The sequence below is a fragment of the Cognatishimia activa genome, from assembly GCF_001458335.1.
Classification (GTDB): Bacteria; Pseudomonadota; Alphaproteobacteria; order Rhodobacterales; family Rhodobacteraceae; genus Cognatishimia; species Cognatishimia activa.
In genome coordinates this window covers 543,909-565,784 of sequence record NZ_CYTO01000009.1, presented here as the reverse complement: position 1 = coordinate 565,784, position 21,876 = coordinate 543,909, and the positions used below count along the sequence as shown (strand labels likewise).

General features: G+C 55.1%; 22 protein-coding genes. 6 read left to right on the top strand and 16 right to left on the bottom strand.

Features of this window, described 5'->3' with window-relative positions; all coding sequences use genetic code 11:
- Positions 1-14: 14 nt before the first annotated feature.
- The 3 genes from TA5113_RS07250 to scpA all read right to left on the bottom strand — a co-directional run bounded on the left by TA5113_RS07250 (position 15) and on the right by scpA (position 3,367).
- On the bottom strand, positions 15-494 hold the full coding sequence (locus tag TA5113_RS07250) for a GNAT family N-acetyltransferase (protein ID WP_058315662.1): 480 nt from the start codon (positions 492-494) through the stop codon (positions 15-17).
- Entirely contained in the window at positions 491-1,093 is a 603-nt protein-coding gene (locus TA5113_RS07245) for a VOC family protein (protein WP_058315832.1), read from the bottom strand. The genes TA5113_RS07250 and TA5113_RS07245 overlap by 4 nt, the downstream gene beginning before the upstream one ends.
- Positions 1,094-1,240: 147 nt before the next feature.
- Positions 1,241-3,367 carry a methylmalonyl-CoA mutase gene (gene scpA, locus TA5113_RS07240; protein ID WP_058315661.1) on the bottom strand — a complete coding sequence of 709 codons (2,127 nt, stop codon included), beginning with the start codon at positions 3,365-3,367 and terminating at the stop codon, positions 1,241-1,243.
- Between the two features lie 213 nt (positions 3,368-3,580).
- Between scpA and TA5113_RS07235 the strand changes: the two genes are divergently transcribed.
- Positions 3,581-3,991 carry a DUF4174 domain-containing protein gene (locus tag TA5113_RS07235; RefSeq protein WP_058315831.1) on the top strand — a complete coding sequence of 137 codons (411 nt, stop codon included), beginning with the start codon at positions 3,581-3,583 and terminating at the stop codon, positions 3,989-3,991.
- Positions 3,992-4,057: 66 nt separating this feature from the next.
- Here TA5113_RS07235 and TA5113_RS07230 read toward each other — a convergent pair whose 3' ends face one another.
- The 9 genes from TA5113_RS07230 to TA5113_RS07195 all read right to left on the bottom strand — a co-directional run bounded on the left by TA5113_RS07230 (position 4,058) and on the right by TA5113_RS07195 (position 10,889).
- Entirely contained in the window at positions 4,058-6,103 is a 2,046-nt protein-coding gene (locus tag TA5113_RS07230; RefSeq protein ID WP_058315660.1) for an acetyl-CoA carboxylase biotin carboxylase subunit, read from the bottom strand.
- Between the two features lie 149 nt (positions 6,104-6,252).
- On the bottom strand, positions 6,253-6,462 hold the full coding sequence (locus tag TA5113_RS07225) for a hypothetical protein (RefSeq protein WP_058315659.1): 210 nt from the start codon (positions 6,460-6,462) through the stop codon (positions 6,253-6,255).
- 409 nt (positions 6,463-6,871) lie between these two features.
- On the bottom strand, positions 6,872-7,231 hold the full coding sequence (locus TA5113_RS07220) for a hypothetical protein (protein ID WP_058315658.1): 360 nt from the start codon (positions 7,229-7,231) through the stop codon (positions 6,872-6,874).
- Between the two features lie 57 nt (positions 7,232-7,288).
- On the bottom strand, positions 7,289-7,591 hold the full coding sequence (locus TA5113_RS07215) for a hypothetical protein (RefSeq protein WP_058315657.1): 303 nt from the start codon (positions 7,589-7,591) through the stop codon (positions 7,289-7,291).
- A gap of 153 nt (positions 7,592-7,744) precedes the next feature.
- Positions 7,745-7,888 (bottom strand): hypothetical protein, encoded by a 144-nt coding sequence (locus TA5113_RS16930; protein ID WP_165589390.1) that lies wholly within the window; start codon positions 7,886-7,888, stop codon positions 7,745-7,747.
- A 226-nt stretch (positions 7,889-8,114) separates the two neighbouring features.
- The gene (locus tag TA5113_RS07210) at positions 8,115-8,519 is read right to left on the bottom strand and encodes a DUF6497 family protein (protein ID WP_131726430.1); all 405 of its coding nucleotides are present in this window, start codon (positions 8,517-8,519) and stop codon (positions 8,115-8,117) included.
- The gene (locus TA5113_RS07205; protein ID WP_058315655.1) at positions 8,512-8,871 is read right to left on the bottom strand and encodes a hypothetical protein; all 360 of its coding nucleotides are present in this window, start codon (positions 8,869-8,871) and stop codon (positions 8,512-8,514) included. The genes TA5113_RS07210 and TA5113_RS07205 overlap by 8 nt, the downstream gene beginning before the upstream one ends.
- Positions 8,871-9,335 (bottom strand): methyltransferase family protein, encoded by a 465-nt coding sequence (locus TA5113_RS07200; RefSeq protein ID WP_058316660.1) that lies wholly within the window; start codon positions 9,333-9,335, stop codon positions 8,871-8,873. Before TA5113_RS07200 ends, TA5113_RS07205 begins: the two co-directional genes overlap by 1 nt.
- A gap of 21 nt (positions 9,336-9,356) precedes the next feature.
- The gene (locus TA5113_RS07195) at positions 9,357-10,889 is read right to left on the bottom strand and encodes an acyl-CoA carboxylase subunit beta (protein ID WP_058315653.1); all 1,533 of its coding nucleotides are present in this window, start codon (positions 10,887-10,889) and stop codon (positions 9,357-9,359) included.
- Between the two features lie 189 nt (positions 10,890-11,078).
- Between TA5113_RS07195 and TA5113_RS07190 the strand changes: the two genes are divergently transcribed.
- Together TA5113_RS07190 and TA5113_RS07185 are read left to right on the top strand one after the other, a co-directional pair.
- Complete coding sequence (locus TA5113_RS07190; RefSeq protein ID WP_058315652.1) at positions 11,079-12,293, top strand: multidrug effflux MFS transporter; 1,215 nt, start codon at positions 11,079-11,081, stop codon at positions 12,291-12,293.
- An 84-nt stretch (positions 12,294-12,377) separates the two neighbouring features.
- The gene (locus tag TA5113_RS07185; RefSeq protein WP_058316659.1) at positions 12,378-13,778 is read left to right on the top strand and encodes a helix-turn-helix domain-containing protein; all 1,401 of its coding nucleotides are present in this window, start codon (positions 12,378-12,380) and stop codon (positions 13,776-13,778) included.
- 3 nt (positions 13,779-13,781) lie between these two features.
- On the opposite strand, the gene TA5113_RS07180 is transcribed toward TA5113_RS07185, so the two are convergent.
- On the bottom strand, positions 13,782-14,369 hold the full coding sequence (locus TA5113_RS07180; protein ID WP_058315830.1) for a LysE/ArgO family amino acid transporter: 588 nt from the start codon (positions 14,367-14,369) through the stop codon (positions 13,782-13,784).
- A 98-nt stretch (positions 14,370-14,467) separates the two neighbouring features.
- Between TA5113_RS07180 and TA5113_RS07175 the strand changes: the two genes are divergently transcribed.
- A complete protein-coding gene (locus tag TA5113_RS07175) occupies positions 14,468-15,346 on the top strand; it encodes a LysR family transcriptional regulator ArgP (protein WP_058315650.1) in 879 nt (292 codons plus the stop codon).
- A 72-nt stretch (positions 15,347-15,418) separates the two neighbouring features.
- On the top strand, positions 15,419-16,291 hold the full coding sequence (locus TA5113_RS07170) for a COG3904 family protein (RefSeq protein ID WP_058316658.1): 873 nt from the start codon (positions 15,419-15,421) through the stop codon (positions 16,289-16,291).
- A 65-nt stretch (positions 16,292-16,356) separates the two neighbouring features.
- On the opposite strand, the gene TA5113_RS07165 is transcribed toward TA5113_RS07170, so the two are convergent.
- Positions 16,357-17,097 (bottom strand): YebC/PmpR family DNA-binding transcriptional regulator, encoded by a 741-nt coding sequence (locus TA5113_RS07165; RefSeq protein ID WP_058315648.1) that lies wholly within the window; start codon positions 17,095-17,097, stop codon positions 16,357-16,359.
- 154 nt (positions 17,098-17,251) lie between these two features.
- On the opposite strand from TA5113_RS07165, the gene TA5113_RS07160 reads away from it, so the two are divergent.
- Positions 17,252-19,024 (top strand): SLC13 family permease, encoded by a 1,773-nt coding sequence (locus tag TA5113_RS07160; RefSeq protein ID WP_058315647.1) that lies wholly within the window; start codon positions 17,252-17,254, stop codon positions 19,022-19,024.
- A gap of 74 nt (positions 19,025-19,098) precedes the next feature.
- Here the strand turns inward: TA5113_RS07160 and TA5113_RS07155 are convergent, their stop codons facing one another.
- Together TA5113_RS07155 and TA5113_RS07150 are read right to left on the bottom strand one after the other, a co-directional pair.
- On the bottom strand, positions 19,099-20,883 hold the full coding sequence (locus TA5113_RS07155; RefSeq protein ID WP_058315646.1) for an SLC13 family permease: 1,785 nt from the start codon (positions 20,881-20,883) through the stop codon (positions 19,099-19,101).
- 120 nt (positions 20,884-21,003) lie between these two features.
- Complete coding sequence (locus TA5113_RS07150; RefSeq protein ID WP_058315645.1) at positions 21,004-21,825, bottom strand: TIGR00282 family metallophosphoesterase; 822 nt, start codon at positions 21,823-21,825, stop codon at positions 21,004-21,006.
- Positions 21,826-21,876: the final 51 nt, after the last annotated feature.

Below are 21,876 nucleotides of genomic sequence, written 5' to 3'. Positions count from 1 at the left end.
CAGCCAGTACGGCGTCAAAGAAATTTCTGCATCAAAATCAAATCCATCCAACGGTTAAACTTGTAGCCAACTTCCGGTATGCGAGCCACATGTTTGAAACCTAAAGCGGCATGAAACCGCACGCCGGCTTCGTTCTCAGATGAAATTCCAGCCATCATGGAATGCACGCCGTTCTCTTTGGCGACACTCAATATGGCATCCATCAGCGCGCGCCCTGCCCCTAACCCTTGCGCTTTGGGGGACAGGTAGATCGTGTGCTCTTTGCTGTGGGCATAGCCAATCCCACCGCGAAATGGGAAGTAAGTGGCAAAGCCGACGACCAAGCCTTTGTTTTCAGCAACCTGAAAGCCTGCGCCGCGTTCACTGATCTGCGCCTCTAATTCAGTGACTGTTTTCTCACGAGAGTTAAACGTGGTTACTCCATTGCGGATCTCAGCGTTCCAGATATCAGCAACACTTGGAGCGTCAGATAGGGTGGCCGCGCGGACGATCACGTGAGAACCCTCTCGCCATGAGGCGTGTCAAATACCGCTTCAAGTTTCAGCGCTGGTGCAGACAAAACTTGAATGGACGCCTTGGCTGACACTTCAGGGATAGACGACAACTCTATCGGTGTGTGCACTTTCAAACGCCGCAGTGCACACCCGGACGCTGGAAGCGTCTCTGGTGGAATCGGGCTGACTTGCCACTGCAGCAAGGATGGAAATGCCGCGGCCAAAGGCAACTGCCCATCAGCCCGGACCGCCATGCGCCAGCGCAGATCACCCCGCTGCATATCAATGCTATCGCCAGCGACGGTATATTGACTGATCGCAGCAGGTAGATCAGGAACACGTGCCGCCCAGCTGATCAGGCGCGGCGCTCCGCTAAACGCATCCAGACCAAACCAGCGCGGCAGGCTCTGAGGCGTGGCATCTGGGTCAATCGCAATGGCTTCCAAATAGATACCATCCGCGAGCCCCATCAAAGCATTATGGGTTCCATAGCGGACATGATGACCGCCGGTCTGCATCGACACACCAAGCGCCGCTTCAATATGCGCCACAGCATCATCCAGTCGCGCCCCCGCGACAACAATATGGTCAAGTTGCATCTCTGCCTCCGTCTTGGCCCATCGACCGAAAGCAGAGACTAACAAATGCCAGAGGTTTGGAAAGACTGAACCTGCAAAGAACAAACACTCTCGCTTCTTCTTTGCCCAAATACTCAAAACGGGGGGCAAAGCCCCCCGCAATATCGCTTAGCTGCGCGCTTCGCGGATCAGCTGCAGAATGTCCTGCGCCGCTTCCGGGATATTGGTGCCCGGACCAAAGATCGCCTTCACGCCTGCTTTCTTCAGGAAATCATAGTCTTGCTGCGGAATAACCCCGCCGCAAATCACAATGATATCTTCCGCTTCGTTCTCTTTCAGAGCCGCGATCAGTTGAGGCGCCAATGTCTTGTGCCCCGCTGCCTGAGAGGAAATGCCAACCACGTGCACATCGTTGTCAATTGCGTCTTGCGCGGCTTCGTCAGGTGTCTGGAACAGCGGACCAACATCGACGTCAAAACCGATATCCGCAAAGGCCGTCGCAATCACTTTCGCGCCACGGTCGTGACCGTCTTGGCCCATCTTCACCACCAGAAGACGTGGGCGACGGCCCTCTTCTTCTGCGAAATCCTCAATGGATTTCTGGATCCGAGCAAAATCTTCGTCGCCTTCATAAGCCGCGCCATAAACGCCAGCCAATGTCTTCACTTCCGCACGGTGGCGGCCGAATTCATCTTCCATTGCCATGCTGATCTCTCCGACTGAGGCACGCTGACGTGCGGCTTCCACGGCGGCTTCAAGCAAGTTGCCGCCTTCTTTCGCGCGACGGGTCAATTCAGCAAGTGCCGCTTGGCACGCATCGTTGTCCCGTGTGGCGCGGATCTGTTCTAGGCGGGCAATCTGGCTGTCACGTACAGCCATATTGTCGACGTCCAGAATCTCGATGTCGTCTTCTTGGGCGAGCTTATATTTGTTCACACCCACAATGACTTCTTCACCCCGGTCAATCATGGCCTGACGACGCGCAGCGGTCTCTTCAATGCGCAGTTTTGGCATGCCAGAGGCCACGGCTTTGGTCATGCCGCCCATTTCCTCGACCTCTTCCATCAAGGCCCAGGCTTTGTTGATCAGCTCATCGGTCAGGCTTTCCACGTAGTAAGAGCCCGCCAATGGGTCGACCACATTGGTCACACCGGTTTCCTCTTGCAGGATGATCTGCGTGTTCCGAGCGATGCGGGCAGAGAAGTCCGTTGGCAGCGCAATCGCCTCGTCCAAAGCATTGGTGTGCAAGGACTGCGTGCCACCCAATGCCGCGGACATCGCCTCGTAAGCGGTGCGGATCACGTTGTTGTAAGGGTCTTGTTCCTGCAGCGACACACCAGAGGTCTGGCAGTGGGTCCGTAGCATTTTGGAACGCTCGGACTTCGCATCAAACTCTGTCATCACCCGGTGCCACAGCGTCCGTGCTGCGCGCAGTTTGGCGGCTTCCATGAAGAAGTTCATGCCAATGGCAAAGAAGAAGGACAGACGGCCCGCGAATTTATCCACATCCATGCCCGCATTGATCGCAGCACGCACATATTCACGACCATCTGCCAGCGTGTAAGCCAGCTCTTGAACCAGGTTCGCGCCCGCTTCCTGCATGTGATAGCCGGAGATCGAAATTGAGTTGAATTTCGGCATCTCATTGGAGGTGTACTCAATAATGTCCGAAATGATCTTCATGGAAGGCTCAGGCGGGTAAATATAGGTATTCCGCACCATGAACTCTTTCAGAATGTCGTTCTGAATGGTTCCTGCGAGCAGTGACTTGTCGTGGCCCTGCTCCTCACCCGCAACGATGAAGTTCGCAAGGATCGGGATCACCGCACCGTTCATTGTCATGGACACGGACACTTTATCGAGTGGGATGCCGTCAAAGAGGATTTTCATATCCTCAACCGAGTCAATCGCAACACCCGCTTTACCGACGTCACCGACCACACGCGGGTGATCAGAGTCATAGCCCCGGTGTGTCGCCAAGTCGAAGGCAACAGACACACCCTGCTGACCAGCAGCAAGGTTACGACGATAAAATGCGTTGGATTCTTCTGCTGTGGAGAAACCCGCATACTGGCGGATTGTCCAAGGACGGCCCGCATACATGGTCGCCTTCACGCCCCGCGTAAACGGACCAAAGCCCGGCATCGTGCCCATATGGTCAAGATCTGCCGTGTCTTCCGCCGTATAAAGCGGTTTCACGTCGATACCTTCCAGCGTGTCCCATTGCAGATCTTCCAGCGGACGGCCGCGCAGCTCTTTCTCGGCGAGCTTTTCCCAATCGTTCTTTGTGGTCATTGTGTCGTCCTCATGCCTTCAGGGCGCAAAGTGGCCCCGTCAGTGAATGCGCGCAAAGCCAAAGGCTCGCTCGCGAAATTATTTGATAAGTTTAAAGCCCCGCCCATCGCATTCGCGCGGTCTTGGCCTATATTGAAGGGCATGACGCACTTAAAACGATTCTGCTTAGCTCTTGTTTTACCACTGTTTATTGTTCCGTTTGTTGGGCCAACGATGGCACAAGAAACGACAGTGGAAACCGAGGTAGAACCCGAAGCGCCCAGCATCTTTTTTGATGCGGATGGCGTAGATATTTCCGAATTCCAATGGGTCAACCGGCTGGTCATTGTCTTTGCAGACAGCCCCGCAGACCCGCGTTTTGTCCAACAGATGGAGCTGCTGGAAGCTTTGCCAGAAGAGCTTGCCGAACGGGATGTCATTGTGCTGACGGATGCGAACCCGGCGCTCAAAACCGAGCTGCGCACCAAATACCGTCCGCGTGGCTTCATGCTGGTTCTGGTTGGCAAAGACGGAACAGTGTATCTCCGCAAGCCCTTGCCTTGGGATGTACGCGAAATTTCACGCTCCATCGACAAGCTGCCAACGCGCCAGCAAGAAATCCGCGACCGCAGACTCACGCAATAATGCGCGCGCACAGCTTTCGGCCGCTGGGCGGCCCTTGCTGTTATGATACGCGCATTAAACATGTGCTTATTCAAACTCCATGATCACATCATCAACGGCCAAACTGTCGCCAGCACCTGCGTTGATTTTTGAAACCACAGCGGTCTTCTCTGCGCGTAGAATGTTTTCCATCTTCATGGCTTCAACAGTGCAAAGTGCCTGACCTTCTTGCACTTCGTCACCCACTTCTACGTCGACCTTCACGATCAGACCCGGCATTGGGCACAGCAGCATCTTGGACGTGTCTGGCGGCAGTTTCTCTGGCATCAGTTTCGCTAGTTCCGCCTGACGTGGTGAACGCACATGCACTTTCAGATCCGCGCCGCGGTTGCGAATGCGGAAACCGCCGGAGATCTTACCGACCTTCAGAACCAAAGGCGCACCATCCACGTCGACGTTTGCCAGCTGGTCACCAGGTGTCCAACTCGATGCCACACGTACGCTTTCGCCACCATCGAAGGAAACCGTTGAACCCTCTTGGTCAGCATCCACTTTCACTGCAAACTCAGTGCCTTGCAGGGTCACAACCCAATCTTCACCAACCCGGCGTTCATGGTTGTCCATACGGCCCGACACGCGTGTGCGACGGATTTCCGCAACGCGGTGCATCGCGGCGGTCGCCGCTGCGATCCGGCGCAATTCGGTTTCACCGAGTTCAACACCTTCGAACCCATCAGGATATTCTTCTTCGATAAAGGCGGTGGTCATATTTCCAGAGATGAATTTCTCATGGTCCATCACCGCTGCCACGAATGGAAGGTTGTGACCGATCCCTTCAACCTCGAAACCATCCAGAGCGTTCCGCATGGCCTCAATCGCTGTGCCGCGATCCGGACCCCAAGTACAAAGCTTTGCGATCATCGGGTCGTAGTACATGCTGATCTCGCCGCCTTCGAAAACGCCGGTATCGTTGCGCACCGCGGTTTCACCGACGGCAGCATCACCATGCCATGTGCCGTTTTCCGCCATTGGTCCAGCGGCCACTTCAACCGGTGGACGGTAGCGGGTCAGACGGCCAATGGATGGCAGGAAGTTGCGATATGGGTCTTCGGCGTAAAGACGGTTTTCAATCGCCCAGCCGGTCAGTTTCACGTCTTCTTGTTTGATGGAAAGCGGTTCGCCATTGGCGACGCGGATCATCTGTTCCACAAGGTCGACACCGGTGATCAACTCGGTCACAGGGTGTTCCACCTGCAGACGGGTGTTCATTTCCAGGAAGTAGAAATTCTTGTCGCCATCGACGATGAATTCCACGGTACCTGCAGAAGCGTAGCCCACGGCCTTGGCCAGCGCGACGGACTGTTCGCCCATGGCTTTGCGGGTTGCCTCATCCAAGAACGGGGATGGCGCTTCTTCCACAACTTTTTGGTTCCGGCGCTGGATAGAACATTCCCGCTCGCCCAGATAGATGCCGTTGCCATGTTGGTCGCACAGAACTTGAATTTCGATATGGCGCGGTTGGGTCACGAATTTCTCAATGAAGATCCGGTCATCGCCGAAGGAATTCGCCGCTTCGTTTTTAGAAGACTGGAAGCCTTCACGCGCCTCATCGTCATTCCAGGCAATCCGCATGCCCTTACCGCCGCCGCCGGCAGAGGCTTTGATCATCACAGGGTAGCCAACTTCATTGGAAATCTTAACCGCTTCTTCCGCGTCCTCGATCAGCCCCATGTAGCCCGGCACTGTGGAAACGCCGGCTTCTTGAGCGATTTTCTTAGAGGTGATCTTGTCGCCCATCGCCTCAATCGCACCCTTTGGTGGGCCGACAAAGGCAACGCCTTCTGCTTCGAGCGCTTCAGCGAATTTCGCGTTTTCAGACAGGAAGCCATAGCCCGGGTGCACCGCTTGCGCGCCGGTCTCTTTGATGGCAGCCATCACTTTGTCGATGACAATGTAAGATTGGTTCGCCGGTGGCGGGCCGATATGCACGGCTTCATCGGCCATCTTCACATGCAACGCGTTTTGGTCTGCCTCGGAATAGATGGCGACGGTGGAAATCCCCATTTTCTTGGCCGTTTTCATGACACGGCAGGCGATCTCACCACGGTTGGCGATCAGGATCTTATTGAACATCGGATGTCCCTTCTGTTTCGGGGCCCGCGATTAAGTGCGAAGGCCCAGTCGTAAACTTTGGCATTAAAAAACCACCAAAGCCGCGGCGGGCCTTGGTGGTTGAATCCATCGGTTGCGCTCCGGCGTAAACCGGAGACGCAGTTGTTGGGTTAGTTACAGCGGTCTGGATAGGTTTTGCAGTAGGCCACATTTGCGGCTGCGCCAATGGCTGCACCCGCTGTGGTGTTGCCGCCTGTAACAACGGCTGCACCCGCACCCGCGCCAGCGCCAAGCAAGCCTTGTTCAAGCGTTGTGTCACCACAGGCCGCCAGCCCGCCGAATGCGATGCATGTGATCGCCGTGATTTTGAGAATTCGCATCTGCTATTGCCCCTTTGTCCTTTAGTGGTCTGGGGCGACACTGCCATGGTCAAAGAAGCAGGAAAACGCAGTTCGTATTCTGCGCGCAAATCGGCAATCTGCCGCGCATTATTGTTAAGTTTATTTGCGGAGAATGAGGTTGCAGCTGACGTGGTGGGGACAGTACCACGCCAGCTGCGTTGGGATGGGTAACGGAATACACTGTTACAAACATCAGCGAGGGTTACCGCTGATGCCATGTCATTACTATTCTTGCGTGTATTGCGCCGCGCAACCTCAGCCTTCGGTTTGATCAAATTGTCAGCACTATCCCGCGCAATTTCGCAAATCATCGGCGAAGACATGCCAAAGGGCACCTTCTCCGCCGAAGCGATTGCTGAAGAACCAGCGGGATTTAGCCGACTTAGCATCATCTCCAGTCCGATCCATCAAATGCATCAGGGAAAGACGCACGCGCAACGTCCACATCAATACGCAGCAATGCCTCATAGCTTGCAGGATCGAACGGGTCTTCTGCTGGGATCACTTCACGGCCAAAGAGCCAGCTCAGCCGCCCCGCATCCAGATTGCCGCGTTCAAAGGTTTCTTCGCCGAAATGCTCCCAAAGCGCCTGCATAAAGCCGAGATCGGCCTTGCGATCCGGCGGACGGCGATCGCGGAAACGCTCAAGACGCTTCAGCGGGGTTACGCCCTTTGGATTTGGACGGCGAATTGTGAATTGGAAATCAGTGCCCGGCAAACGGCCCGGAAAGCCACGATGCTTTAGCATGATGCGCCCTCCGATCCTGAGACTTGACCGGAAGGTCGCGTGATTTGTGTCAGATCACTATGGACGTGCCCCGGTGCCCGGTGTGCTAGGCCGACCGCCACCGGTTGTGGAACTGTCATCGTCGTCATCCCCTCTTTCCGGAGGTGGACATTCAACGCCGGGCGGCGCAACGCTGCCGTCCGGCAGGATGCATGGGTCTTCATCGTCATCGGGCACACATGTATTGGTGCCCGGAATGACTTCGCACTCATAATTTCCGAATTTGTCGTAACGTGGTTCGGTTGTGATCGCTTCTGGCTCTGGCGATGCGCAGCTCGCGACCAGATACAACGCGGCGAAACCCGCGACGTGTAGGCGCATTTTTCTTCTCCCTCATTGTTCCAAGTGGTCCAATTCAAGGAGAAAAGACGGGCTGAGTCCAGATTTTTATGTAAAGAAACCTGAGGACCAAATGCTGGGCTTAGATTACAGGTTGAGGTTTTGGAGGCGGCGCGACGCCGCCCCCAAAAAGAATTACTTGTATTTGCCGGTGTGTGTCGGCTCTGTAGAGATCGGAGCTGGGTCGGTGACCACATACTCTTCTTCTGGTTCTTGTGCGCAGGCTGCGACGAATGCAACGAGGCCGATCGCGACCATGGCTTTGATGCTCTTGGACATTTTAGTCTCCTAGTTTTCTTTTCATTGACAACAGAGCCGAAAGACCCTGCCTGCCCCAGTTTTGGGCCCCTTGCGGGGTACGAGGTATCTTGGGAATACCCGCGGCAGAACGTAGCTGAAAACTCGAGAAAAATAAACGGATCTGCAACCATGGCGCGTTCATGTGACGTCAAAGACGCAACTTCCCGCCGATTGGCCTGCCGATCCCCTAGATATTGCGGCTTCATCAGAATGCCTCCCAGATACAGGTGTCGTTTTCCAAGGTGAAAACCTCGAAATACTGGGTGGCATTGGGGTTGGCGACCCCAAATTCGGTTTCTTGGTTCGAAAAAGACACAATAACTTGATCCGCCGATTGTCCGGATTCTGCCAACATCGGCAGGCCAATGTCTGTGCAAAGGCTCATGAAATCGTCCGCAACACCTGTGTAGTCGTAAGGGGACGTCCCAATCTCAGGAGCCACATAGCGCAACCGAAGCGCTTGTGTGCCATCTTGCAGGGCATCCATAAATGCCTCCTGCAACGAAAACTTCAAACCAGAGGGCACAGCCGGGCTAACCTCCATAGCACCGGCCGTGGTCGCAAGTACAAGTACTCCTCCGAATGCGACGAATTTCGTTCGTTTAAGCATCAAGGCGGCCTCCTCGATGCTGCGCAAAGCGTATCCATCGGGCGCGCTTGCTTGCGTCATTCAGCAGCGCATCAATCCGCGCTTCCATATCGGCACGTGCCACCTGACGGTCACATTGACCACCGGCGCGAATGGCGAGCTCTCCGTCCACATCGCGCACTTCCACCACGGGCGAGAACCCCGGTTGCCCCTGCAACGCGCGCCACAAATCCTGACGCACCTGCTGAGCCACGCGCAGCTTGCGCGCGGTTGGCAATTTGACTTCTGCAACCACATCAAACCGCACAGGGACACGACGGGCCACTGTCACAGACTGTTCGTCTTTCAGGATATGCCACGCGTTACGTGCCATCAGATCCACCGCCGCGTACGTTGCAGCAACGCTTTATAAGGTTCGCCAAATTTCTGCGTGAGGTAGGTCTCTTCATGCACAACCACGCCCCAATTCAGCGCGGCCCAGAGGATGGGTGCCGCAACCAGAGACCATTCCAAGGAAAACATAAACCCTAGCGCGATCTGCAACGTCACCATTCCCAGATACATTGGATTGCGTGTCAGCCGGTATGGACCAGTCTCAACCAACACCAATGCTTCCTGCTTGGGATCCACGTTTGTTCCCGCAGCCTTAAACGCCCGCGCACCGGAAACCGCCAGCCAAAGGGCAAAGCCCCCCAAAGCCGCTCCAAAAGCCACCTGCCCGGCGGGACCAGCAAAGTCCCACCCAAGCGGCGCCCCCCAATCGAGGATCACCGCCACGACGGGGGCCGTAATCGCCAGATATGGCGGATAGAGTTTTATGGCTGGTGCGTCTGCCACGGCGAAGTCCTTGATCCTACCTTAAAGCGGAATGTTGTCGTGCTTTTTCCATGGGTTTTTCAGGGACTTATTGCGCAAGGAGGCAAAGGCCCGGCTGACCCGGCGACGCGTGGAATGCGGCATAATCACCTCGTCAATAAAGCCCCGCTCTGCGGCCACAAATGGGTTCGCGAAACGATCCTCATAGTCCTTGGTGTGCGCCGCAATCTTGTCTGCATCCGCGAGATCAGCACGGTGGATGATTTCTGTCGCGCCTTTCGCGCCCATCACAGCGATTTCCGCAGTCGGCCATGCATAGTTGAAATCACCCCGCAGGTGCTTGGACGCCATAACGTCATAGGCACCGCCATAGGCTTTACGCGTAATCACGGTCACCTTCGGCACGGTCGCTTCACCATATGCGAACAGCAGTTTCGCACCGTGCTTGATGACGCCGCCGTATTCCTGAGACGTGCCAGGGAGGAAGCCCGGAACATCGACCAGCGTCATGATTGGAATTTCAAAGCAATCACAGAAGCGCACAAAACGCGCTGCTTTACGGGAGCTATCAATATCCAGACAGCCCGCCAGAACCATTGGCTGGTTTGCAACAACACCCACTGTCTGGCCTTCCAGGCGGATAAAGCCGGTGATGATGTTTTTGGCATAGTCTTCTTGGATTTCGTAAAAGTCACCTTCGTCAGCCACCTTATGGATCAGCTCTTTCATGTCATAAGGGGTGTTCGGGTTTTCAGGCACCAGCGTATCAAGGCTATCCTCAATGCGGCCCGGCTCGTCAAAGAACGGGCGCACCGGCGGCTTTTCTTTGTTATTCAGAGGCAGGAAGTCGACCAAACGGCGCACTTCAGCCAGCGCTTCAACATCGTTTTCAAACGCGCCATCTGCAACAGAAGACTTCTTGGTGTGCGTGGACGCCCCGCCAAGCTCTTCCGCGGTCACGACTTCATTGGTCACGGTTTTCACAACATCTGGACCAGTGACGAACATGTAAGACGTGTCCTTCACCATGAAGATGAAGTCGGTCATCGCTGGGGAATAGACCGCGCCGCCCGCACATGGGCCCATGATCACAGAGATCTGCGGCACCACGCCAGACGCCATGATATTGCGTTGGAACACTTCAGCGTAACCCGCCAAGGAAGCAACACCTTCTTGAATACGCGCGCCACCAGAGTCGTTGATCCCAATCACAGGCGCACCGTTCTGCACGGCCATATCCATGATTTTGCAGATCTTTTCCGCGTGGGTTTCGGACAATGAGCCGCCAAACACAGTAAAGTCCTGAGAGAACACATAGACCATACGGCCATTGATCGTGCCCCAACCGGTGACGACCCCATCCCCCGCTGGCTTTTGCTCTTCCATACCAAAGTCGGTGCAGCGGTGGGATTTGAACATGTCAAATTCTTCAAAGCTGTCTTCATCAAGCAGCAGGTCAATCCGTTCCCGCGCAGTAAGTTTGCCGCGGGCGTGCTGACTGTCGATCCGACGCTGACCACCACCCAGACGAGCGGTTTCCCGGCGATCTTCGAGCTCTTGCAGAATATCTTTCATGTTCGGTCCTCTTGCAGTTAGGCGCAGAATAGGACCTAGCCGATCCATCGCAATAAATATCCCGCAAATTTGCAAACTATAGCAAATGAAGCCCCGGCAAATTGCAAATATGCAAATTTCAAACCATCCAGTTTAGTTTTTTATGGCAATGGGTGGACAGAAGCTGCACTCGGCACTACGGCTGAATCCATGTCCGATGAAGTCTCAGTGCGATATTTTAAACGCAGCACCCCACCCCATATCAGCACCCTGATCCTGCTTGCGGGCCTTTCTGCGCTTTGCATGAACATATTCCTGCCAAGCCTACCGGGCATGACGACCTATTTTGAAACCGACTACCGGATCATGCAGCTTTCAGTTGGCATGTATTTGGGCTTTAGCGCGGTCTTGCAGATTTTGATTGGACCGATCTCTGACAAATTTGGCCGCCGCCCTGTGATCCTGTGGGGGCTCGCGTTGTTTGTTCTGGCGAGCATCGGCTGTGTTTTCTCAACCAGCGTCGAGATGTTTTTGACCTTCCGATTGGGCCAAGCTGCCGTTGTGACATCGATGGTGCTTAGCCGCGCAGTGGTGCGCGACATGTATGACACGGCGAAAGCCGCTTCGATGATCGGCTTTGTGACGATGGGCATGTCAATTGTGCCAATGGTTGGCCCGGCGATCGGCGGTTTCTTGGAAAACTACTTTAATTGGCATGCTAACTTTTGGCTGCTCGCTGGCCTGGGAATTCTGGCGTTCTGGATCACATGGAACGATCTGGGCGAGACGAAAACCGCAAGCGGTCAGACTTTGATCGAACAGTTCAAAGAATACCCGCACCTGCTCGTGAGCCCGCGGTTTTGGGGCTACACCCTGTCTATGGCCTTCTGTTCAGGGACTTTTTTCGCCTATTTGGGCGGCGCGCCTTTTGTGGGAACAGAGTTCTACGGCATGACACCTGCCCAATTGGGTCTGTTTTTTGGGGCACCGGCTGTGGGCTATATGCTCGGCAATTTCCTATCCGGTGTTCTTTCTCAACGGGTCGGCTTAAGCCCGATGATCATCGTCGGCTGCATTCTCAGCGCTGCGGGGCCTGCGGTTGTTCTGGCTGCGATCTCTGCTGGCAGCGCATCCCCACTTATATTCTTCGCACCGATGACCCTGACAGGTCTAGGCAACGGACTCACCATTCCCAATGCCACGTCTGGCGCTTTATCTGTGCGCCCTCACCTTGCGGGAACAGCGGCCGGCCTTAGCGGCGCAATGATGATCGGTCTAGGAGCTGCACTGTCCGCATGGGCCGGAACTCTGCTAACGGCCGATAGCGGACCGAACCCATTGCTCTGGCTCATGACACTCAGCGCTCTCTTAGGGCTTTTGTCCATCATTGCAGTCGTTTTGCGAGAAAGACGGCTGCAGGCCTAAGAGTAAAACCCAACGTCACAACTGGATTTGCAAAGCTGAACCGCGCTAAATGAAGCAAGGTGCAAATTTGCAAAGGAACGTCCTGTGGCTACCCAAAAACTCTTCGCCGGCGCAAAGCTGCGGGAAATTCGCAAACGATTGGGGCTGACCCAAAAGGATTTTGCACTGAACCTGGGTGTTTCCTTGCCCTACCTCAATCAAATGGAGAACAATAATCGACCTGTGGCCACCACAGTCGTGCTCGCATTGGCATCAGAATTTGCCATCGACGTCACCGAGCTCACAAGCGATGATGGCGAGCGTTTGGTGAGCGATATTCGTGAGGCTTTGGCAGATCCAGTGCTCGCTGATGACGAAGTTCCTCTTGCAGATATTCAACTTTCCGCCACCAACGCTACCGCCTTGGCCCGAGCCTTCCTAAATCTGCACCGCGCCTACCGCCAAACCCATGAAAGACTGGCATCTTTGGACGAAGCGCTTGGCCGTCAGGACGCTCTCACACAAGCAAGCCCATGGGATGAAGTGCGCGACTTCTTTCACTATTGCGATAATTATATAGACGCGGTGGATCGGGCCGCTGAACGCTTTGCCGAAACCGCGCCTGAGCATGGCGGCATCCAAGCAGCGGCCATTTCGGCGCTTGAAAGCATCGGTGTCCGGGTCACCCTTGAAAGCATTAATGCCCTGCGACGCTATGATGACCAGCGCAAGGTCCTGAGCCTGTCCGATCTCGCGACGCCAGAGACGCGAAACTTCCAACTTTTGCTTCAGGTCGCGCTGCTCCAACGCAACTCTTTGCTCGAAGCGACACTAGACCTTGCGCGTTTCCAATCAGACTCAGCGCGGCAAATCGCAAAGATTGGCCTCGCCAACTATTTCGCGGGCGCAGCCACCATGCCCTATGAGCGGTTTCTTAGCGCCGCGCGCACCCACCGCCACGACCTTGAGATCCTTGCAACGCAATTTGGGGCCTCGATTGAACAGGTCGCCCACCGGCTTTCGACACTGCAACGTCCTCATAACAAAGGGGTTCCGTTCTTCTTTGTCCGCGTCGATCAAGCAGGCACAATCACCAAACGCCATTCCGCGACCCGGCTGCAATTTGCCCGTTTTGGCGGTGCTTGCCCGCTTTGGAACGTGCACCGAGCCTTTGAAACACCCGGCCGTTTCATGCGTCAGCTGGCGCAAACGCCTGATGGGGTACAGTATTTCTCACTTGCCCGGGACGTGTCCAAGTCAGGCGGCCACTATGGCGCACCGGTGCGTCGTTATGCGATTGCGCTTGGGTGCGAAATCAAACACGCGGACAAGATCGTCTATGCGGACAATATGGACATCTCGTCCGATGCGTCCTTTGAACCGATCGGCATTTCTTGCCGGATCTGCGAGCGACCAGATTGCCACCAAAGATCGGTGCCGCCGCTTGAACGCAAGCTGACTATCCATGAAAATGAACGCGGTGTGATCCCGTACGAAGTTGGCTAGGCCTTAGCCAAAAATCAGCTTTGCTGCGATGGTCCACATGACCAATCCAACGATCAAGTCCAACACACGCCAAGCCCGCGCACTTGTGAATAATGGCCGCAAGAGCTTTGCCCCGTAACCCAATGAAAAGAAAAAGACAAAGCTCGATACGATCGCGCCAGAACCGAACGCCCATTGGAGCTCATATTGTGCGGAAATCCCGCCTAAAAGGACAACGGTATCAAGGTAGACATGCGGGTTCGCCCAGGTGAGTAGCAAACAAGTACTGACGGCAGCCCAAATCGACGTCGCAGTTTTTCCTGAGGTCTCAAGCGCATCATTGGCACGTAGGGCGGAGCGGAAACTCAATGTTCCGTAGACGAGCAGAAAAGCCGCTCCACCCCACTTTGCCAGGGATACTACGAGTGGGAAGGCAAGGACGAGAGCTCCGAACCCGGCGACGCCTGCGGCAATTAACAGGGCGTCAGATATGGCACAGGTCAGGACCAGCGGCAGGACATATTCCCCTTTTAAACCTTGGCGTAGGATAAAGGCGTTCTGTGCGCCAATAGCCAAGATCAAGGAAAAACCGAGAAGAAACCCGGCGCCCATCGCTTCGTACAATTGCTAACTCCACTTCGCAGGACTTGTATCGCGCCAAATCTTTGATTATTCAAATTAAAGTTTGTGACCCAAAATAAGATAATCTTATGAAACTTGACGGCCAACACCTTCGCGCGCTCTCCGCTATTCTTAGAAACGGAAGCTTTGACGCCGCCGCTGCAGAGCTTGGTGTCACACAATCAGCCATTTCGCAACGATTAAGAGCGTTAGAAGAGAATGTCGGCGTTAAACTGGTTAATCGCGAAAAGCCATGCACGGGTACCGAAGCCGGTCGCCGCATTGCCGCACATGCTGATCACATGCAGGCGATGGAACAGGCGTTGGCGGTTGATCTTGGGACGAAGGTTGACACGCAACAGGGGCGCATTCGCATCGCGGTGAACGCTGACAGCCTTGCGACTTGGTTCCTAGATGCGTTGGCTGAAGTGCCAGAGTATCTTTATGGTCTACATGTGGATGATCAGGACTTCTCCGACGAGCTCCTGCGGCGCGGCGAAGTGGCAGCCGCGGTAACATCAAATGCTGCAGCGTTGGCTGGCTGCGACGTCCATGACTTGGGGCATTTGGTATATATTGCCGTCGCGACCCCCGACTTTATGGATCGATATTTCTCCGACGGTGTAGATCCAAGCAGCATTGAACGTGCTCCAATGCTGCGATTCAATGAGAAAGATGACATTCAATTTCAATGGCTTGACCGGCATTTTTCAGGCAAGATTCGTCCTCCCTTCCACCTAGTTCCATCAGCAGAAGGCTATGCCAGCGCCACGCGGTTTGGTTTAGGCTGGGGCCTGAATCCGATGCCGCTCGTACAAGATGCTCTTAAACGCGGAGAACTTGTGGAAATCCGCCCCAACGCGCGTTTGAAAGTGCCATTGTATTGGCAGGTGAGTCGGCTACATAAATCGCTTTTGGCTCCGCTGACCCGGCGCGTTTGCCAAACAAGTATCCAATCCTTGCCATAAACGCGCCCCATCTGACTGGCATCTCCTACCCAGAAGTTCACTTGAGACTTTTTGAGACCGGAGACAGCTGGCATGGCAGCCACTGCAACATACCTCGAACGGCAATCGCCGTCGTTCCTCAGCGCCCTGTGGCTGACTGGGGTTTTATTGCGTGTTGTCCTTTCGACAGCTCTTCTGGCGCTTTCCCTGTTTGACCCCCTCACCCTCGCCATTTTGTCTGCCATTGTGGCGGTCGATCTTGCGGCTTTTGTCTGGGGCTTGAACCGCTATGCGAATGCTGCAGGCCATCACCTCAATTCGACTGGGCGTTTCTGGTCCGTAACCGGTGGATTTGCCATATTCTTGATGTCAGGCATCGTCATGGGGATTACATGGTGGCTTCTGTTTCAAGACGCAGACGTCAATGTCCGGTTTGAAAACAAAGAAGAAATTGCCGCGAGCGGCCCGACTCCGCCCAAAGAGCGCTATGTCGCCGAGACAACACGGGACGGTCAAGAGTTGGTTTTCAAAGGTGTTGTCGCTCAGGGTGCGGATTTTCTGATCTCAGAAGAATTTTCAAATTCCGATCGCTTACAAACGCTGATCCTCAACAGCCCCGGCGGCAATGTACGCGAAGCGCGGCGAATGGCTGAAACCGTGATGGCCAACGGCATCTCAACCCATGTCGCAAATGAATGCAGCGCCTCTTGCCTGCTTGTGTTTATGGCGGGTCAACAACGCACGCTGGGCCCGGGCGCTCAGTTGGGTTTCCATCGATATGGATTGGACTTCGTCCAAGTTCTTCCACACGTAAACCCGCTGCGTGAGATGAGAACCGATCAACAATACTATTTGGAACGCGGTCTTGATCTAGATTTCCTAGATAAGGTGTTTGATCTGGATCGAAGTTCGATCTGGTATCCAAGCCGCAACGAGCTGGTCGACGCTGGCGTCCTGCCTCAATAAATCAAACACAAAAAAAGCCCGCTGCCATGAGCGGGCTTCGTTGTTTTTGTGTTGAGCCAAGCGCTTTAGAGCTGCGCCATAACCTCATCGGTCGCTTCAAAGTTTGTGGTGACGCGTTGCACGTCATCATCATCTTCTAGCGCATCCACAAGCTTCATGAGCTTTTGCATATCTTCCAGACCCAACTCTGTTGTTGTGGTTGGTTTCCAGATCAGCTTGGTGGATTCAGATTCACCCAAATCGCTTTCCAATGCGTTAGACACATCGTTCAGGTCAGTATCGGCACAATAGATGGTGTGGCCGTCCTCAGAGCTTTCCACGTCTTCAGCCCCTGCTTCGATCGCCGCCATCATGACGTCGTCCGCATCACCAGCGGAAGCCGGGTAAACAACCTCGCCCTTGCGCTCAAACATAAAGCCAACAGAGCCGGTCTCACCCAAGTTCCCACCATTCTTTGTGAAGGTGGAACGCACAGTGGACGCGGTGCGGTTTTTGTTGTCAGTCATGGTTTCTACGATGACTGCGACACCGTTCGGGCCGTAGCCTTCATAGCGGATCTCATCGTAGTTTTCCGCATCGCCACCCATGGATTTTTTGATCGCACGTTCGATCACATCCTTTGGTACGGATTGGCTTTTGGCTTCTTTCACCGCCAAACGCAGTCGCGGGTTTTTCTCTGGGTCCGGGTCACCCATTTTCGCGGCAACCGTGATTTCTTTTGCGAGTTTAGAAAACAGCTTGGACCGCGCGGCGTCCTGACGTCCCTTGCGGTGCTGGATGTTTGCCCATTTACTGTGGCCAGCCATGCGTATTGTCCTGTTCTTAAGTCTGGTTTCGCCTCGTATACCGCAAGGTCGGTAGGGGCTGCAAGTTACCGATGGCGCGGTTTTTGCGCCCTTTTTCCCCTTGCCTGCAACCGCCCCGTAAGATTGGCTAAGATCAAAGCATTTGAGGCCCTTTATGACCCAAGACCAGATCATTCTTTTTTCCCTTTTTGGTGCGGTGTTTGCCTTCTTGATCTGGGGACGTTTTCGCTATGATCTGGTCGCGTTCTCGGCGCTGCTGATCGGAGTTTTGCTAGGCGTCGTCCCTGAAAAAGACGCGTTTTCGGGCTTTGGACACCCGGCAACATTGGTCGTTGCGCTTGTTTTAGTGGTCTCCGCGGGTCTCGTGCGCTCTGGAGCAGTGTTCTTGATCACACGCACCCTCGTGGACAGTTCCCGCAGCTTAGGCGGCCATATCGCCCTGATGGGCGGCGTTGGCGGTGTCCTATCGGCTTTTATGAACAATGTGGCCGCCTTGGCGCTCTTAATGCCTGTGGACGTGCAAACGGCGCGTAAGGCGGGCCGCAGCCCGGGCCTGTCTTTGATGCCCCTGTCCTTTGCGACGATCCTTGGCGGCATGGCGACATTAATCGGCACGCCGCCCAATATCATCATCGCAACCATCCGAGAGGACGCATTGGGAGAGCCGTTCCGGATGTTTGACTTTGCTCCAGTGGGCGGCGTTACGGCAATCGCAGGTCTCGCATTTGTGGCTTTGGTGGGCTGGCGTTTCATCCCCAAGCGCGAAGATGCGGGCCAGGCGATGGCGGATATCACAGAATATGTGGCCGAACTGACCGTACCAGAGGGAAGCAAACTGATCGGACAGCGTTTCGGCGCGCTCGAAGAAGATGCCGCCAAAGCAGATGTTGCCTTGCTGGGTCTCATGCGGGATGGAAAACGGCGATACGGCCGGGCCAGAAACTCGATCCTTGCGGCGGAAGACACATTGATCTTAGAGGCAACACCGGACGCGCTTGATGAGTTTCGCGCGGCGTTGGGGCTGAATTTTTCTGACGAAAGCCGTGAGGAGCGTCTGAAAGCTGCGGGTGAAGGGCTAGATGTGGTCGAGGTCGTGGTGCCAGAGACCGCCCGCATTGCTGGTAAAACGGCCGAACGCGTGGGGCTGGCATGGCGTCAAGGCGCGGTTCTGATGGGGATGTCTCGCCAAGGTAAGCGCATCACCAAGCAGTTGCGAAAAACCGAAGTTCGCCCCGGTGACATTCTCTTGCTCTTGGTGCCAAAGGATCGCGGTGCCGACATCACCGAATGGCTTGGCTGTCTGCCATTGGCAGATCGTGGTCTGGCCGTCACTGCGGATCAAAAAGTATGGCTGGCCATTGGCTTGTTCGTGGGCGCGGTGATCGCCGCGGCATTGGGCATCATTTACCTGCCAATCGCTTTGGGCATTGTGGTCATGGCCTATGTATTTACACGCATTGTGCCCCTGTCAGAGCTTTACACGCACATTGAATGGCCCGTTGTGGTGCTGTTGGGCAGTATGATCCCCCTTGGCGCGGCATTAGAACGCGTTGGCGGCACCGAACTGATTGCAGGAACCTTGGTGGATTTGACCGCAGGATTACCCGCATGGGCAATTTTGACGGTGCTCATGCTCGTCACAATGACCCTGAGTGACGTGTTGAACAACACAGCGACCACCATCGTGGCGGCTCCGGTGGGTATTCAGATGGCGCAGTCGCTGGGCGTGTCGCCCGATCCGTTTTTGATGGCTGTGGCCGTCGCCGCCAGTGCAGCTTTCCTGACGCCTATTGGCCATAAGAACAATACGTTGATCCTTGGCCCGGGCGGCTATCAGTTCGGAGATTACTGGCGCATGGGTTTGCCGCTTGAGATCTTGGTGGTTGCGGTGTCGATCCCGTCCATCCTGGTCTTCTGGCCATTATAGAAATGGGGGCTTTGCCCCCGGATGCGCTGACACGCATCCTCCCCCAGGATATTTTAGCCAAAAAGAAAGCCGTTTTAGGGGCTTAAAGGCCAGATGAATGGGATAATGGCGCTGGCCAAGAGGCCGATGCTGAGGTTCAGAGGGATGCCGACTTTCATAAAGTCGCTAAAGCGGTAGCCGCCGGGGCCGTAGACCAACATGTTGGTTTGGTATCCGATTGGCGTTGCGAAACTGGCGGATGCGGCAACCATCACCGCGACGACAAGTGGTCGTGCGTCAATTCCCATAACGTCAGCGAGGCCGACGGCAATCGGGGTCACAACCACCGCAACGGCGTTATTGGACACCATTTCCGTGAGCACTGAAGTCAGCAGATAAATCGCCCAGACCAACAGAAACGGCGGCAACATGCTGAGGTAAGGAGCGATCCCTTCAACGATCAGACTGACGGCACCCGAGCTTTCCAAAGCCACACCGATCGCAAGCATAGAAAAAATCAAAGCAAGTAAGCGCCCATCGACAGATGCAAAGGCTTCGTCTGCATCAATACAGCGGGTCAACAAGACAGCAGCAACCGCCAAGACGGCGAGCAAGAAGATCGGCGCAACGCCGAGACCCGCCAGCAAGACCAAGCCAATCAGCGCAGCGAAGGCAATCGGCGCGTGTCCTCGGCGGTATTCGCGCTCGGTCGGTTGGCTGACAGAGACCAAATCCATATCGGACGCCAGTCGCTGAATGTCCTCGGTTGTGCCTTCCAGTAGCAAGGTGTCCCCCACGCGGACGATCAGATCATCGATCTGCATGCCAATATTCTGGTTTTTACGGTGCACCGCCAATGTGTACACACCATAGCGACGGCGCAGGCGCAGCGACCCAAGGCGACGCCCGACCATGCGACATCCCGGAGTGATCAGAACTTCAACTGTATTGGTTTCAACCGAGCTCACCTGATCCACGCGTTTGAGGGACTTGTCGCGCTGAAGGCTCAATAGCTCGGTCATTTTTGTCCGCAGGATCACTCGGTCACCGACTTGCAACTCGACCCCTTTGAGTTTGCGCCGCAAGGATTCATCGCCCCGGACCACGTCGATCAGGCGGACCCCTTCTCGCTTAAAGAGCTGAACGCCGGTCACTTCGCGACCAATCAGGTTTGATTCAGGTGGGATCACCGCCTCGGAGAAGAACTTCATCTGGCTGCGATTGCCCAGAAGGTTCGCCATACTATCGCGATCTGGCAGCAACCGTGGCGCAATGAAACGCAGATAGATCATGCCCCAAGCGACAAGGATAATGCCCAATGGTGTGACCTCAAAGATTGAAAACCCTTCGAGGCCTTGTGCGCGGGCCACACCGTCTACGAGCAGGTTGGTCGAGGTCCCGATCAACGTGAGTGTACCACCTAGGATGGCCGCGTAGCTCAATGGGATCAGTAGCTTACTGGCTGACACACCTAGCGTCGTGCTGAGCTGAATAAAGACCGGGATCATCACCACGACCACCGGTGTGTTGCTGACAACTGCGGACGCGATCACCACAAATGCCATCAACATCGCAACGGCAATCTTTGGGTTGGTCTTTGCCTTTGCATCCGCGACTTGAGTGAAAGCAGAAAGAGCGCCAGTCCGAACCAACGCTCCCATGACGATAAACATCGCGGCAATGGTCCAAGGTGCGGGGTTTGACAGCACTGTCAGCGCTTGCTCGTAGGGCAGCACTCCAAGGATCAAGAGCGCCGAAACCCCGGCAATGGCCACAACCTCTGTGGGAAAGGTCTCCCTTAGAAAGAAGATGAACATGACCGCGACGGTCGTCAAAGTCAGGATCGCTTGGGTGGTTTGGGAGAACGCAAAGAAGTCCATACGGTAAAAGTGCCCTGTATTGCATTGCGCAAAATGCGTTACGCAAGCTTCCCCTAAGGGGCCACAGGGGGCAACCCCTTCTTTGCATTGACAGAAACTTGAGGGAAAATGGTCTGGTTTTTAATCAAACACCGGACCAGATTGGCTCAAACGCCCCCCTTGGCGCACCATTTCGACCCGTGTCGCGGCACCGGTGCGGTCATCTGTTTCCACATAAACCCCCGCCACCGTCGCTTCGCCCAAAGCCGGCGTGAAACGCCCCTTTGGCATGCCCGTGATAAAACGGCGCATGGGTTCGGCCTTTTCCATGCCAATCACAGAATTGTAGTCGCCACACATACCTGCATCCGCCTGAAAAGCCGTGCCTTTGTCCAAGATTTGAGTATCCGCAGTCGGCACATGGGTATGTGAACCCACCACCAAAGACGCACGTCCATTGCAGAAATGGCCCATGCCCATTTTCTCGGACGTGGCTTCGCAGTGCATATCGACAATGATTGCCTGAGCCAGACCGCCGCGCGGGTGGGATTTTAGCACCCGGTCCACCGCAGAGAACGGATCTGCGTAAGGGCGTTTCATAAAGACTTGGCCAAGAGCTTGAAGCACAAGGACTTTCTTACCGCGCACATCAAAGATGCGGTGCCCCCTGCCCGGCACGTCGCCCTGGGCATAGTTCAAAGGTCGGATCACACGGCTATCGTTTTGAATATACTGCATCATGTCTTTCTGATCGAAAGCATGATCCCCCAGCGTCACACAATCTGCACCCGCTTCAAACAACAGCTTGGCATGATCCCCGCTGAGCCCCATTCCGTTGCTGGCGTTCTCGCCGTTCACCACAACGAAATCCAGCCGCCACTCTTTGCGCAGCCGTGGCAGGTGCTCTTTGACCGCGTTGCGTCCCGCGCGGCCCATGACATCTCCGAGGTACAGTATTTTCATGGGGTTCTCGCCTATAGGGCCAAAAGGACAAGAGCAAGAGGGATGTTGATA

Excerpts from the sequence above, each read along its gene's own strand:
- TA5113_RS07245 (WP_058315832.1), bottom strand. The coding sequence starts at position 1,093 with ATGCAACTTGACCATATTGTTGTCGCGGGGGCGCGACTGGATGATGCT.
- scpA (WP_058315661.1), bottom strand. The coding sequence starts at position 3,367 with ATGACCACAAAGAACGATTGGGAAAAGCTCGCCGAGAAAGAGCTGCGC.
- TA5113_RS07235 (WP_058315831.1), top strand. The coding sequence starts at position 3,581 with ATGGCACAAGAAACGACAGTGGAAACCGAGGTAGAACCCGAAGCGCCC.
- TA5113_RS07230 (WP_058315660.1), bottom strand. The coding sequence starts at position 6,103 with ATGTTCAATAAGATCCTGATCGCCAACCGTGGTGAGATCGCCTGCCGT.
- TA5113_RS07225 (WP_058315659.1), bottom strand. The coding sequence starts at position 6,462 with ATGCGAATTCTCAAAATCACGGCGATCACATGCATCGCATTCGGCGGG.
- TA5113_RS07220 (WP_058315658.1), bottom strand. The coding sequence starts at position 7,231 with ATGCTAAAGCATCGTGGCTTTCCGGGCCGTTTGCCGGGCACTGATTTC.
- TA5113_RS07215 (WP_058315657.1), bottom strand. The coding sequence starts at position 7,591 with ATGCGCCTACACGTCGCGGGTTTCGCCGCGTTGTATCTGGTCGCGAGC.
- TA5113_RS16930 (WP_165589390.1), bottom strand. The coding sequence starts at position 7,888 with ATGTCCAAGAGCATCAAAGCCATGGTCGCGATCGGCCTCGTTGCATTC.
- TA5113_RS07210 (WP_131726430.1), bottom strand. The coding sequence starts at position 8,519 with ATGCTTAAACGAACGAAATTCGTCGCATTCGGAGGAGTACTTGTACTT.
- TA5113_RS07205 (WP_058315655.1), bottom strand. The coding sequence starts at position 8,871 with ATGGCACGTAACGCGTGGCATATCCTGAAAGACGAACAGTCTGTGACA.
- TA5113_RS07195 (WP_058315653.1), bottom strand. The coding sequence starts at position 10,889 with ATGAAAGATATTCTGCAAGAGCTCGAAGATCGCCGGGAAACCGCTCGT.
- TA5113_RS07190 (WP_058315652.1), top strand. The coding sequence starts at position 11,079 with ATGTCCGATGAAGTCTCAGTGCGATATTTTAAACGCAGCACCCCACCC.
- TA5113_RS07180 (WP_058315830.1), bottom strand. The coding sequence starts at position 14,369 with ATGGGCGCCGGGTTTCTTCTCGGTTTTTCCTTGATCTTGGCTATTGGC.
- TA5113_RS07175 (WP_058315650.1), top strand. The coding sequence starts at position 14,468 with ATGAAACTTGACGGCCAACACCTTCGCGCGCTCTCCGCTATTCTTAGA.
- TA5113_RS07170 (WP_058316658.1), top strand. The coding sequence starts at position 15,419 with ATGGCAGCCACTGCAACATACCTCGAACGGCAATCGCCGTCGTTCCTC.
- TA5113_RS07165 (WP_058315648.1), bottom strand. The coding sequence starts at position 17,097 with ATGGCTGGCCACAGTAAATGGGCAAACATCCAGCACCGCAAGGGACGT.
- TA5113_RS07160 (WP_058315647.1), top strand. The coding sequence starts at position 17,252 with ATGACCCAAGACCAGATCATTCTTTTTTCCCTTTTTGGTGCGGTGTTT.
- TA5113_RS07155 (WP_058315646.1), bottom strand. The coding sequence starts at position 20,883 with ATGGACTTCTTTGCGTTCTCCCAAACCACCCAAGCGATCCTGACTTTG.
- TA5113_RS07150 (WP_058315645.1), bottom strand. The coding sequence starts at position 21,825 with ATGAAAATACTGTACCTCGGAGATGTCATGGGCCGCGCGGGACGCAAC.